11 protein-coding genes are annotated in these 12,083 nt (G+C 70.2%); 6 read left to right on the top strand and 5 right to left on the bottom strand.

Annotated features, from left to right (window positions below):
* Nucleotides 1-51: 51 nt before the first annotated feature.
* From BRESU_RS15770 to BRESU_RS15785, 4 genes are all read left to right on the top strand, one after another.
* Nucleotides 52-342 carry a hypothetical protein gene (locus BRESU_RS15770; RefSeq protein WP_013270563.1) on the top strand — a complete coding sequence of 97 codons (291 nt, stop codon included), beginning with the start codon at nucleotides 52-54 and terminating at the stop codon, nucleotides 340-342.
* 187 nt (nucleotides 343-529) lie between these two features.
* Nucleotides 530-820: a hypothetical protein gene (locus BRESU_RS15775; protein WP_013270564.1), complete on the top strand. Its 291-nt coding sequence runs from the start codon at nucleotides 530-532 to the stop codon at nucleotides 818-820.
* Nucleotides 821-927: 107 nt separating this feature from the next.
* The gene (gene mnmC2 / locus BRESU_RS15780; protein ID WP_013270565.1) at nucleotides 928-2,706 is read left to right on the top strand and encodes a tRNA (5-methylaminomethyl-2-thiouridine)(34)-methyltransferase MnmC2; all 1,779 of its coding nucleotides are present in this window, start codon (nucleotides 928-930) and stop codon (nucleotides 2,704-2,706) included.
* A gap of 21 nt (nucleotides 2,707-2,727) precedes the next feature.
* The gene (locus tag BRESU_RS15785; RefSeq protein ID WP_013270566.1) at nucleotides 2,728-3,138 is read left to right on the top strand and encodes a DUF6491 family protein; all 411 of its coding nucleotides are present in this window, start codon (nucleotides 2,728-2,730) and stop codon (nucleotides 3,136-3,138) included.
* Nucleotides 3,139-3,144: 6 nt separating this feature from the next.
* On the opposite strand, the gene scpA is transcribed toward BRESU_RS15785, so the two are convergent.
* The 4 genes from scpA to BRESU_RS15805 form a co-directional block, all read right to left on the bottom strand.
* Entirely contained in the window at nucleotides 3,145-5,289 is a 2,145-nt protein-coding gene (scpA, locus tag BRESU_RS15790; RefSeq protein WP_013270567.1) for a methylmalonyl-CoA mutase, read from the bottom strand.
* Nucleotides 5,286-6,674, bottom strand: a complete 1,389-nt coding sequence (locus tag BRESU_RS15795) for a methylmalonyl-CoA mutase family protein (RefSeq protein WP_156796195.1) — start codon at nucleotides 6,672-6,674, stop codon at nucleotides 5,286-5,288. The genes scpA and BRESU_RS15795 overlap by 4 nt, the downstream gene beginning before the upstream one ends.
* 330 nt (nucleotides 6,675-7,004) lie before the next feature.
* Nucleotides 7,005-8,315, bottom strand: coding sequence for an MFS transporter (locus BRESU_RS15800; RefSeq protein ID WP_013270569.1), 1,311 nt, complete (start codon nucleotides 8,313-8,315; stop codon nucleotides 7,005-7,007).
* A 79-nt stretch (nucleotides 8,316-8,394) separates the two neighbouring features.
* Entirely contained in the window at nucleotides 8,395-9,207 is an 813-nt protein-coding gene (locus tag BRESU_RS15805; protein WP_013270570.1) for a 2-keto-4-pentenoate hydratase, read from the bottom strand.
* A gap of 196 nt (nucleotides 9,208-9,403) precedes the next feature.
* On the opposite strand from BRESU_RS15805, the gene BRESU_RS15810 reads away from it, so the two are divergent.
* Nucleotides 9,404-10,468, top strand: a complete 1,065-nt coding sequence (locus tag BRESU_RS15810; protein WP_013270571.1) for a LacI family DNA-binding transcriptional regulator — start codon at nucleotides 9,404-9,406, stop codon at nucleotides 10,466-10,468.
* 24 nt (nucleotides 10,469-10,492) lie between these two features.
* On the opposite strand, the gene BRESU_RS15815 is transcribed toward BRESU_RS15810, so the two are convergent.
* Nucleotides 10,493-11,152: an RpiB/LacA/LacB family sugar-phosphate isomerase gene (locus BRESU_RS15815; protein ID WP_013270572.1), complete on the bottom strand. Its 660-nt coding sequence runs from the start codon at nucleotides 11,150-11,152 to the stop codon at nucleotides 10,493-10,495.
* 164 nt (nucleotides 11,153-11,316) lie between these two features.
* Between BRESU_RS15815 and kduD the strand changes: the two genes are divergently transcribed.
* The gene (gene kduD / locus BRESU_RS15820) at nucleotides 11,317-12,075 is read left to right on the top strand and encodes a 2-dehydro-3-deoxy-D-gluconate 5-dehydrogenase KduD (protein WP_041761715.1); all 759 of its coding nucleotides are present in this window, start codon (nucleotides 11,317-11,319) and stop codon (nucleotides 12,073-12,075) included.
* The last annotated feature ends 8 nt before the right edge of the window (nucleotides 12,076-12,083 follow it).

The raw sequence follows: 12,083 nt of genomic DNA on the forward strand, positions 1-12,083 counted from the left end.
GGGCGTCGCTCACGCGCCACCCGCGCGGGCATCATTCCAGAGGGGTTTCCCATGTCCATCCGCAACCTGATCGCCGTCGCCTGCGCCGGCGCCGCCGCCCTGGCCCTGGCCGCCTGCCAGCCGGCCGCCGAAGAGAAGACCGAATCCGCCGAGGGCGCGATGGCTCCGGCCGCCGACGCCATGGCCCCCGCCGCCGACGGCGCGATGGCCCCAGCGGCCGACGGCGCCATGGCTCCGGCCGAGGGCGCGATGGCTCCGGAAGCCGACAAGATGGCCCCTTCGGCCGACGCCATGGCCCCGGCCGCCGACGGTGCCATGGCCCCGTCCAAGCCCGCCGCCTGAGCCTGCGACAGACCGGTCCGGGTCGTGTCCCGGGCCGGTCTGTTCCTGCCAAATCCCGTCGCCCTTCCCCGCCTACGCAGGATCACGAACGCGTGAGGATTTCCCTTGCGGTTTGGCTCACGATCCCGTTATCTCCGGCACAGCGAGGTCTAAAAACTCGCGAAAACCCTAGGGAAGGAACTCTCAAATGCGCATCGTTGCCCTGATTGCCGCCTCGGCCGCCGCTCTGGCCCTGGCCGCCTGCCAGCCCGCCGCCGAAGACAAGGCCGACGCCGCTGCCGCAGACGCGACCGCCGCCGCCGAAACCGCCACGGACGCTGCTGCGACCGCTGACGCCGCCGCCACGGACGCCGCTGCCGCTGCCGGCGCCGCCACCGACGCCGCTGCCATGGCCCCCGCTGCCGACGCCGCGATGGCCCCGGCCCCGGCCGCCGACGCCTCGATGGCTCCGGCCGCCGACAAGCCCGCCGCTCACTAAGACCTTCCGGTCTTTTGAAGGCATGGACGGGGTCACCCTCGTCCAGGAAAGGGGTCGCCCACGGGCGGCCCCTTTTTCATTGCGCCCCCACCCGCTAAGCCCCGCCGATGAGCCTGCCCCCCGAGCGTGATCCCCGGCTGATCTGGACCGAGGCGGACGAGCCCCGGTCCGGCCGGTTCGGCGACGTCTATTTCTCGGCCGAGGACGGCCTGGCCGAGACCCGCGCCGTCTTCCTCGAGGGCTGCGGCCTTCCCGGCGGCTGGCAGGATCGAGCCCACTACACGATCGCCGAGCTCGGCTTCGGCACCGGCCTGAACATCGCCGCCGTCCTCGACCTCTGGCAGCGCACCCGGACCCCGGGTCAGCGGCTCAGCCTGTTCTCGGTCGAGGGTTATCCGCTCGCCCCGGACGAGGCCCGCCGCGCCCTGTCCCGCTGGTCCGAACTGGCCCCGGCCACCGCCGCCCTTTTGTCCGGCTGGCCCGCCCCTACGCCCGGATTTCACCGGATCGACCTGCCGGGCTTCGGGGCCAGTCTCGACCTCGCCGTCGGACCGGTCGAATGTGCGCTGACCCAATGGACGGGGCGCGCCGATGCCTGGTTTCTGGACGGGTTCAGCCCGGCGACCAATCCCGACATGTGGTCCGAGGATGTCATGGACGCGATCGCCGCCCGGTCGGCCGCGGACGCCCGAATCGCGACCTTCACCGTGGCGGGCGACGTCCGCCGCCGCCTGGCGGACCGCAGCTTCGTCGTGGAGAAGAAACCCGGTCACGGCCGCAAGCGACAGCGGCTGGAGGCGCGCCGCCACGGCGTGCCGGAGCCCGCCCCGGTCCTGCCCCGGATCGCCATCGTCGGAGCCGGCATCGCGGGGGCCTCGGTCGCCCGCGCCCTGGCGGCCCAGGGCGCGGGCGCGGTCCTGTTCGAGACCGTCGGTGCCGCCCCGGCCGCATCCGGCTTTCCGGCGGCGCTGGTCACGCCCCGGTTCGATCTGGGCGACGCGGCGGTGGCCGCCCTGTTCGCCCAGGCGCTGGAGCGGGCCGTGGCCCTGTATCGCGACATTCCAGGGGCGGTGCTGGCCGAGGGCGTGGTGCAGCGCCCGGGCACGGAGCGTGACGCCGCGCGCTTCGCCCGGATCGCCGACCAGCCGATCTGGGCCCCGGATGCCATGCGTCTGGACGACCAGGGCGACCTGGTGATGCGCGACGCCGTGACCGTCGCGCCCGCCGCCATCCGCGACCCCTGGCTTGCCTCGACCCCGGCGGCGGACGGAAGGGTGGCGTCGATCGTCCCGGGTCGCGCCGGCTGGGCCCTGCGCGATGCCCAAGGCGGAACCCTGGCGGAGGCCGACGCCGTCATCCTGTGCGCCGGGGCCGGCAATGCCGCCCTGCTCCCCGGTCTGGCGCTGTCGCCCGTGCGGGGACAGGTGGACTGGAGCCGGCACGATCCGCCCGTCGCGACGGCCTGGGGCGGCTATGTCGCGCCCACGCCCGACGGCGTCCTGTTCGGCGCCACCCACGACCGGGACCAGACGAGCACCGAAGTCCGCGCGGCGGACACGCGGCGGAACCTGGAGACCCTGGCCACGCGGTTCCCGGATCTGGCGGCCGCGATCGATCCGGCCGCCGTCGCCTCCCGCGCCGCGATCCGGGCCACGACGCGCGATCGCCTGCCGGTCTGCGGGGCGGTGCCGGACCGCCCCGGCCTGTTCGTTCTGGGCGGCCTGGGCTCACGGGGGTTCTGCCTCGCGCCCCTGCTGGCCGATCACGTCGTCGCCCTGACCCTCGAGCGGCCCTCGCCGCTGCCGGCCGACATCGCCGCGCGCGTCGCGCCGTCACGCGCGGCCGCTCGCGCCCTTGTGGAACCCCCGGCTTCGCGAGAGGATTGATCTCCCACAGGAGTTCCGCCCATGCGTCGCGCCGCCGCCCTTGCCTGCCTCTTTGCCCTCGCCGCCTGCGCGCCCATGCCGGGCGGTCCCGAAGGGGCGTCGACCGCCGACCGCGGCCAGGCCCGCCCGTGTTTCACCCCGTCCCAGGTCACCAACTTCCGCCAGGGCCGCGACGACCGCAGCATCTATCTGAGGATGCTGAACGGCGATGTGTACGAACTGTCCTCCGGCGGCTGTTCGGACCTGAACTTCACCAATGCGATCCAGATCACACAGGAACTGGGCGACCCGGGGCGGGTGTGCGTCGGCGACACGACCCGCCTGCTGACGGGGGGCGGATCCAATCTGGTGAACATCCCCTGCCGGGCCCGGGTCGAACGCCGGCTGACCGAGACGGAACTGGCGGCCCTGCCCTCGCGCGATCGCCCCTGAGCGGTCTCAGGCCTTCTGGGCGTAACCCAGCCGCTGGTTCAGCTTCTCGATCAGATCGATGGCCGTGTCGGCGATGACCGAACCGGGCGGGTAGACAGCCGCGGCCCCCATGTCGATCAGGGTCTGGACGTCGCCCGGCGGGATGACGCCCCCGACGGTGATCATGATGTCCGGCCGTCCCAGCTTCTCCAGCTCCGCCCTCAGCGCCGGCACGAGCGTCAGGTGACCCGCCGCCAGCGATGAGGCGCCCACGACGTGGACGTTGTTCGCCACGGCATCGCGCGCCGCTTCCGCCGGCGTCTGGAACAGGGGTCCGGCGACCGCGTCGAGCCCCAGGTCCCCATAGGCCGTGGCGACGACCTTCTGGCCCCGGTCATGGCCGTCCTGGCCCAGCTTGGCGATCAGGATGCGCGGCGGGCCGCCGTCGTTCTCGACGAAGGCGGCGACCATGTCGCGGGCGCGGCTGATCTTGGGATTGGTCCCGGCCTCCTTGGCGTAGACGCCCGACACCGTCTTCACCGTCGCGACATGACGGCCGAAGGCGGCCTCCAGCGCATCGGACATCTCGCCGACCGTGGCATGGGCGCGCCCGGCGCGGACGCAGAGCTCCAGCAGGTTCTCCGACCCCCTGGCGCCCTCCGTCAGGGCGGTCAGGCCGGCCTGGCATTTCGCCTCGTCGCGTTCGGCGCGGAGGCGTTTCAGCTTCTCGATCTGGGCCGCCAGCACGGCGGCATTGTCGACCTTCAGCACCGGAATGTCGTCCGGCGTGTCGTTCAGATAGCGGTTCACGCCGACCACGGTCTGCTGGCCGGTGTCGATCCGGGCCTGGGTCCTGGCCGCCGCCTCCTCGATCCTCAGCTTGGGGACGCCGGCCTCGATCGCCGCTGCCATGCCGCCCAGCGCCCGCACCTCGGCCATATGCGCCCGGGCGCGTTCGGCCAGGTCGTGGGTCAGCCGCTCGACGAAGAAGCTGCCGCCCCACGGGTCGATGACCCTGGTCAGCCCGGTCTCCAGCTGCAGCAGCAGCTGGGTGTTGCGCGCGATCCGGGCCGAGAAGTCCGTCGGCAGGGCCAGGGCCTCGTCCAGCGAGTTGGTGTGCAGGCTCTGCGTCTGTCCACCCGCCGCCGCCATGGCCTCGACCATGGTGCGCGGCACATTGTTGAACACGTCCTGGGCCGCCAGCGACCAGCCCGAGGTCTGGCAGTGGGCGCGCAGCGACAGGCTGCGCGGGTCCTTCGGCGCGAACTCGGCCTGCACCGCCTCGGCCCACAGCAGGCGACCGGCGCGCAGCTTCGCCACCTCCATGAAATAGTCCATGCCGATGGCCCAGAAGAAGCTCAGGCGCGGCGCGAACCGGTCGACGTCCATGCCCGCGGCGACACCGGCCCGGATGTATTCCAGCCCGTCGGACAGGGTGTAGGCCAGCTCCAGGTCGGCGGACGCCCCCGCCTCCTGCATGTGATAGCCGCTGATCGAGATGGAGTTGAACTTCGGCGTCTCCTGCGCCGTCCAGGCGAAGATGTCGGCGATGATCCGCATCGAGGGCCCGGGCGGATAGATGTAGGTGTTCCGGACCATGAACTCCTTGAGGATGTCGTTCTGGATGGTCCCGGTCAGGGCGGCGTGCGCGACGCCCTGCTCCTCGGCCGCCACGACATACAGGGCCAGGATCGGCAGCACCGCGCCGTTCATGGTCATCGACACCGACATCTGGTCCAGCGGGATGCCGTCGAACAGGGTCCGCATGTCGAGGATGGAATCTATCGCCACCCCCGCCATGCCGACGTCGCCGGCGACGCGCGGATGGTCCGAGTCGTAACCCCGGTGCGTGGCCAGATCGAAAGCGATCGACAGCCCCTTCTGCCCCGCCGCAAGGTTGCGGCGATAGAAGGCGTTGGAGGCCTCGGCGGTCGAGAAGCCGGCGTACTGGCGCACGGTCCACGGATTGGACGCGTACATGGTCGGATAGGGGCCCCGCACGAACGGCACGAACCCGGGCAGGCCGTCGGTGAAGGTCAGGTCCGCGATGGCCTCTGGTCCATAGGCGGGGGCGATGTCGATGCCTTCGGGCGTGCGGACCGAGGCGCGGTCGAGGGCGCCGTCCAGCGGCGACAGGTCGAGCGGGGCCTTGGTGAAATCGGGCGTGTTCATGCCGCTTCTCCCTCGAAGGCCTCGGCCCAGCGCAGCGGCGGCAGGGGCGGACAGCGGTCGCCGCCGGTGGCGGGCGATTCCGGGACGGAGGCTTCGACGGAGACCGGTCGGACGTCGGCATCGACGAACTTCGTCACCCCCACCATCTGTCCGCCACCGTCCGCCAGGACCGCCTTTCCGGCTGCCCGGGACGCCGCGACCCGCGACTGGAGGGCTCCGCCCCGCAGGGAGGCGACGATGCCGCCTTCCCGCTCGATCCGCTGGAACTCGGCCCAGCCGGCCTCGGCCAGATCCCGCGTGCGGTGATCCAGATACCATGAGCCCGCCGCCGGATCGGCGACGCGCCCGATGTGCGCCTCTTCCATCAGGATCAGCTGGGTGTTCCGCGCGGCGCGCCGAGCGAAGGCATCGGGCCGCCCCGCCGCGCGGCTGAACCCGTCCAGCACCACCGCGTCCGCCCCGCCGACGGCCCCGGCGAACCCGGCCGCCGTCAGCCGCAGCAGGTTGGGCCAGGGATCCTTGGCCGCCAGCATCCGCCGTGACGACCGCGCCTCGATGCGGGCCGGCGTCTCATGCCCGAAGGCCTTGCTGATCGACCGCCAGATCAGCCGCAGCGCGCGGACCCTGGCGAGGCTGTCGAAATATTCCGCGTCGACGCTGACGCCCAGCACCGTGCCGGAAAGCGCCCGCTCGACCGGGAGGCCGGCCGCGACCGCCGCCTTCACATAGGTCGCCGCGGCCGCGGCGGCGAAGCCGAGCTCCTGCCCCGCCGAGCCGCCGGCCTCGTGCGCCGCCCGGCCCGTGGCGAGGAAGAAGGTCGCCTCCGGATAGGCCCCGGCATGACGCGCCGCCGTGTTCGCCGCCAGTTCGACATGCGCCTCGATCGGGCGCGGCGATCCGCCCGCCGCCGCGAAGGCGGTCAGGGGGTCCATGTGGAACATCAGCAGGGCGCGAGGCGCGCCCTTGGCCACGACCGCCAGGGCGTTGGCCGCATCCGGCCCGTCGATCCCGGCGTCCAGCGCCACGGGGGCCAGCTCCACCGCCACCCCGGCCAGGGCCCGGCCCAGCGGTTCGGAATCCGCCAGCACCGCGCCCGACAGGATCACCGACGCCGCCCCGCCCTCCAGGTCGCCCAGCACCGTCGCGTTCACGGCGTCCGGGTCGTCGCCCTCGACCTGGGTGCGCAGGTCCCAGGCGCGGCCGTCGGCGTCCGATGCGCGCGGCGCGAAGACCGCCTCGCTCGCATTGGCCCGGCCGTACAGCGGCCGCGTCGTCAGGTGGTCGGCGTCCAGATGCACCAGTCCCTCGACCGGCTTGCCCTTCAAGGCCTTTTCCGCCTCGACGCGCCAGTCCGCGGGCGACGGGATCGGGAAGGTCTGGGTCAAGGCGCACTCCGGCAAGGCAAGGTCCGCCCTTTTGCGACCCTCCTGCGGCTCCGTCCAGTGTCGCGACGCCTCGGCACCCCGGCGACCCTCCGGGCACGACCGAAATCAGGAATTATTTCCTAGCGACCTCTTGCCGCCGCTGCGAGCGTCGCCAATCTACGCCTCGGGTCTTTGACATTCGAGCGGGGTACAGCCGGGGCGTCCGGCGTGCCATTTCCGATAATCTGGCACGCCGGGGCCCGGCCGCTTTCATAACCCTCTGAAATCCCGACGCCTTCGCGGCACCTGGCAGGTCTGGCACCCGCTTTTCGGGCCCCGGCCTGCCAGGGTCTAGACCTTGGCGGGCGCGTATTTCGGCGAGAGGATGTGGATGACCAGCAGGGCCACCAGATAGGCCGAGGCCGCCACGACGAAGATGGGCGTGTAGCTGCCGATCTGGTCGAGGACATATCCGGCGTATTTGGCCATGGCCATGCCGCCGAAACCGCCGATCATCCCGCCGATGCCGACGACCGATCCCACCGCCGAGCGCGGGAAGACGTCGCCCGGCATAGCATAGAGGTTGGCCGAGAAGCCCTGGTGCGCGGCGGTGGCGATGCCGATGATCAGGACCGCGACCCACAGGTTGGCGGCCATGCCGGCGAAGGCGACGGGCAGCACGGCGATGGCGCAGATCAGCATGGTCAGCTTGCGCGCGGCGTTCAGGCTCATGCCGCGCTTCAGGAACTGGCTGGACAGCCAGCCGCCGCCCACCGACCCGACGTCGGACAGCAGGTAGATGGCGATCAGCGGCGGGCCGAAGGTCAGGATGTTCAGGTCGTAGGTCTTCTGCAGGAAGCCCGGCAGCCAGAACAGGAAGAACCACCAGATCGGGTCGATCAGGAACTTGCCGAGCGCATAGGCCCAGGTTTCCCGGACCATCAGCAGCTTCAGCCAGCCGATCTTGTGCACGGGGTCCGGCGCGTCCTGGGCGATCCAGTTCAGCTCGGCCGGGGTGACGCGGCTGTGCTCGCCGGGGCGCTTGTAGACCGCGAACCAGATCGGCACCCAGATGAAGCCGGCGACGCCGACGATGATCAGGGCCATCTGCCAGTTGGGCTCGGCCACCGTGCCCAGCCAGATCGAGGCGATGAAGGGAATGATCAGGGGCGTGATGATCGCGCCGATGTTGGTCCCGGCGTTGAAGATACCGACGGCGAAGGCGCGTTCCTTCTTGGGGAACCACTCGGTCACAGCCTTGATCCCGGCCGGGAAGCCGCCGCCCTCGCCGATGCCCAGGGCGATCCGGGCGAAGATGGCGGTGTTCAGGCTGCGGATGCCCGCGTGGGCGATGAAGGCGATCTGCCAGATGATGAAGGCCAGACCGAAGCCCCAGCGCGCCCCGATCTTGTCGACCAGTCGCCCCCACAGCAGATAGGAGATGGCGTAGGAGGCCTGGAACCAGAAGACGATGTCGGCATAGTTGGTCTCGGTCCAGCCGAACTCGTCCATCAGCGTGGGTTTGAGAACCCCCAGCGCCTGCCGGTCGACGTAGTTGATGACCATGGCCGCGAACAGCAGCCACACCACGACCCAGCGATACTTGCCGGCGGGCGGCTGGATCTGGATCGGTCCGTCCGTCTTGGCAGTGGCGTCTGTCATAAGCCCCGTCCTTACTGTTTCCGCATCCTGACCCGCCTTGTCACCGCGGACGCGGCGCGACGGGTTCCGGAAGGATTGATCAAGCGCCGGCCGTGATGACCGTGCAATGGATTTCGCCCACGCCCGAGAAGGCGCAGACCGAGCGGGCCCCGATCTGGACCTGGTGCACCCCGGTGACCGCCCCGGTGGAGATCAGCGTCCCCTCCGCGACCGGCCGTCCCCGGCGCGCCAGGTGTTCGATCAGGAAACGGACCGATTCCAGCACGCCCATGGGAATGGAGTTGGCCGTGCCCGTGCCGATGACGGTCCCGTCCACGGTCGTCTCGACCTCGATCCCGTCCAGCCGCGCGGCCCAGTCCTCGATCTCGGGACCCAGCACCAGCCCGCCGTTGTTGCCGAAGTCGGAGGCCACCACGGCCGAGCCGAGGTCGTTGATGGTCGACAGGGGGCTGCCCGCCAGTTCCACGCCGATGTGCAGGGCGGCGATGCAGGCGGTCGCTTCCGCCAGGGTCCAGTCGGTCTTCGCCGGATCGACCTTGCCCACACGGGCCACGAACTCCGCCTCCACCGCCGCGAAGCCGCCGACGATGGCAGGCAGCGGCGTGGGCTCGGCACCCGCGTGCCAGAAGTTGCGCCTGAAGATCGGGCCGGCCAGTCGCCTGGCGTCCAGGGCAGGCTGGAGCGCCGGCGGCACCATGCCAACCTTCCAGCCGATGATCTCGTCGGGGAACAGCCCGATGGCCGCCTCCTGGGTCGCATAGGCCTCGGCCATGCTGGTCGGCGCGACGCCCGGATAGTCGTCGAATCCGCGGAAGTTCAGTCGCGCGTCGACGAACCGCCCGGCGATATCCGCGGCGGTGTCGCCACGGCGGGTGACGTCGGCGGCGCTCATGCCCTGACCGTCCAATGATGCTGAATGCCCGTCACGCGCCGTCCCAACATGCTGCCTGCTGCCGGTCTTGATGCCGGATCGGGAATAACTGACGGGGAAGGTAACCGGTGTCAACGGCCTTGCGAGCCCGACGGTGGCCATGGCATCCGGAGCAACACGGCTGTAAGGCAGACAGCTGAACAGGAAGAGGTCGAGCTTGGCCGACGACGACACTGCCCCGGCACCCTCCGGACTGAAGCCCGGCAAACGGCCCACGATCAACGACGTGGCCCGGATCGCCGGCGTATCCAAGAAGACCGTCTCGCGCGTCATCAACCTGTCGCCCTTCGTGCGCGAGGAAACGCGGGTCAAGGTCACGGCCGTCATCGACGATCTGGGGTTCGTGCCCGACCTGCAGGCGCGTGGCCTCGCCTTCCGGCGCTCGTTCCTGGTCGGGCTGATCTACGACAACCCCAGCCCCAACTATGTCGTCAACATGCAGCAGGGCGTGCTGGACGCGCTGAAGGGGTCGGGCCTCGAACTGGTCGTGCATCCCTGCTCGCGCCAGTCCGACACTGTCGTCGCCGACATCCGGGCCTTCGTGGAGCGCCAGAAGCTGTTCGGCGTGATCCTGCCGCCGTCGGTGTCGGAGGACGAACGCGTCATCCAGACCCTGCGCGACCTGGACTGCCCCTATGTCCGCATCGCCTCGATCTCGCTCGACGCGCCCGGAGCGATGCTGGTCACGAACGACCATCTGGGCGCGGCCGAGGCCGGACGGCATCTGGCCGACCTGGGCCACACCCGCATCGGCTTCATCTCGGGACCGGCCTCCTTCCGCTCCAGCGCCGTTCGCGGCGGCGGCTTCCGGGAAGCCCTGGCCGAGAAGGGCGTGGCGCTCGACGATCGTTACGTCGCCGAGGGGGCCTATACTTTCGAATCGGGGGTCGAGGCCGCCATGGGCCTGCTGGCGCTGGATCCGCGTCCGACCGCCATCTTCACCGGCAACGACGAGATGGCGCTGGGCGTGTTCAAGGCCGCGCGCGACATGGGGCTGGCCATTCCGGACGACCTGTCCGTCGTCGGCTTCGACGACCTGCCCATGGCCTCGCGCGTCTGGCCGAACCTGACCTCCGTCCGCCTGCCGATCCGCGACATGGGCCGGATGGCCGCCGAGAAGCTGCTCGCCCCCATGCGCGGCATCGACCCGGCCCGTCTGGAACAGCCCGAGGTGCGACCGTCGCTGGTGGTGCGGGAGTCGGCCAGGCGGCTGGGAGCCTGAGCGCTCTCCAGCCGCCCGCAGCTATCAGGCGTTTTCGAGCGCCTTCGTGCCCACCAGGCCCTTGATGTAGTCGCGGATGCCCGCGTCGGTGGCGTTGGCGAAGAAGTATTCCTGGAACTTCTCACCGGCGATCGTGGCCTTGAGCAGGTCCTGATCGACGTTCTTCAACACCGTCAGCATGTCGTGGCAGGTGACGGCCTTCAGATCCTTCAGGATGCCGCGGTTCTTGCGCATGATCTCGGCCCGCTCCTTGGGATAGCCCAGACCGCGCTCGCCCTCGAACAGCTTGCGATAGACGTCCTGCAGGTTCAGCTCCGCCGCCCAGCCGAACCCCTTGGCGTAGGGCATGGCGATGGCGTTGCCGTCGTTGATCTGGCCGAACAGGAAGGCGTCAGTGGGGTCGATGATAAGGCCGCAGAACACGCCCGGCATCGCATTCGCGGCCAGCATCGAGCCCGTGCCCGTGCCGCAGCCGGTGACCACGAAATCGGCCGCGCCCGAGTTCAGCAGGATGCCGGTCAGAAGACCGTTCATGATGTACGTCAGCGAGGCCTTATCCTCGGGGGTGTACATGCCGTAGTGGAACACCTCGTGGCCCAGCGGCACGGCGACCGCGTTCAGGGCGTCGTGGACAATGGCGCTCTTAGCGGCCTGGCTGTTCTCGATGATCAGGGCGATTTTCATGGGGTGTCCTCTTCGCAGGTCTGTGGGGTTGCAGACGCTTTACTCCGTCGCGCGATCATTTGCATCTGGTTTTGACACCGGTTACCACACGTCGCAAAGACCGGTCGGCGGATCGGGGTATGCTAGACGGGAGGCTTATCCCGTGCACAGCTGAAGTGGTGACAATGACCCATCCTTTCAACCTGACCGGCAAGGTCGCCCTCGTCACCGGCGGCAACACCGGCATTGGCCAGGGCATCGCCCTGGCTCTGGCCGACGCCGGGGCGTCGATCGCGTCGGTCGCGCGGCGCGCGTCGGACGACACGGTCGGGCAGTGCCTTGCCAAAGGGGTGAAGGCCCTTTCGATCGAGGCCGACCTGGGCTCCCTGGAGCCGATCGCGCGCATCGTGGAGGAGGCGACCGCCGGCCTCGGCCCCGTCGACATCCTGGTCAACAACGCCGGTATCATCCGTCGCGCCGACGCCGTCGACTTCACCGAGGAGGACTGGGACGCGGTCCTCAACGTCAATCTGAAGTCGGTCTTCTTCCTGTCCCAGGCCGTGGTGCGCGACATGATCGCCGGCGGGCGCGGCGGCAAGATCATCAACACCGCCTCCATGCTGTCCTATCAGGGCGGTATCCGCGTGCCCTCCTATACGGCCTCCAAGTCCGGCGTCGCCGGCCTGACCAAGCTGATGGCCAACGAGTGGGCCAAGCACGGCATCAACGCCAACGCCATCGCGCCCGGCTATTTCGCCACCGACAACACCCAGGCGCTCCAGGACGACCCGGTCCGGTCGAAAGAAATTCTCGGCCGCATCCCCGCCGGACGCTGGGGCCAGCCGTCCGACATCGGCGGGGCGGCGGTCTTCCTGGCGTCGTCCGCCTCGGATTATGTGCAGGGCATCACGCTTCCGGTTGACGGCGGCTGGCTCGCACGCTGATCAGCGGC

It is taken from the genome of Brevundimonas subvibrioides ATCC 15264, from assembly GCF_000144605.1.
In the GTDB taxonomy this organism is placed as follows: domain Bacteria; phylum Pseudomonadota; class Alphaproteobacteria; order Caulobacterales; family Caulobacteraceae; genus Brevundimonas; species Brevundimonas subvibrioides.

What these genes read in the sequence shown, in the direction of transcription:
- kduD (WP_041761715.1), top strand. Translation starts at nt 11,317, where the DNA reads ATGACCCATCCTTTCAACCTGACCGGCAAGGTCGCCCTCGTCACCGGC.
- BRESU_RS15800 (WP_013270569.1), bottom strand. Translation starts at nt 8,315, where the DNA reads ATGACAGACGCCACTGCCAAGACGGACGGACCGATCCAGATCCAGCCG.
- BRESU_RS15805 (WP_013270570.1), bottom strand. Translation starts at nt 9,207, where the DNA reads ATGAGCGCCGCCGACGTCACCCGCCGTGGCGACACCGCCGCGGATATC.
- BRESU_RS15775 (WP_013270564.1), top strand. Translation starts at nt 530, where the DNA reads ATGCGCATCGTTGCCCTGATTGCCGCCTCGGCCGCCGCTCTGGCCCTG.
- BRESU_RS15815 (WP_013270572.1), bottom strand. Translation starts at nt 11,152, where the DNA reads ATGAAAATCGCCCTGATCATCGAGAACAGCCAGGCCGCTAAGAGCGCC.
- BRESU_RS15770 (WP_013270563.1), top strand. Translation starts at nt 52, where the DNA reads ATGTCCATCCGCAACCTGATCGCCGTCGCCTGCGCCGGCGCCGCCGCC.
- mnmC2 (WP_013270565.1), top strand. Translation starts at nt 928, where the DNA reads ATGAGCCTGCCCCCCGAGCGTGATCCCCGGCTGATCTGGACCGAGGCG.
- BRESU_RS15785 (WP_013270566.1), top strand. Translation starts at nt 2,728, where the DNA reads ATGCGTCGCGCCGCCGCCCTTGCCTGCCTCTTTGCCCTCGCCGCCTGC.
- scpA (WP_013270567.1), bottom strand. Translation starts at nt 5,289, where the DNA reads ATGAACACGCCCGATTTCACCAAGGCCCCGCTCGACCTGTCGCCGCTG.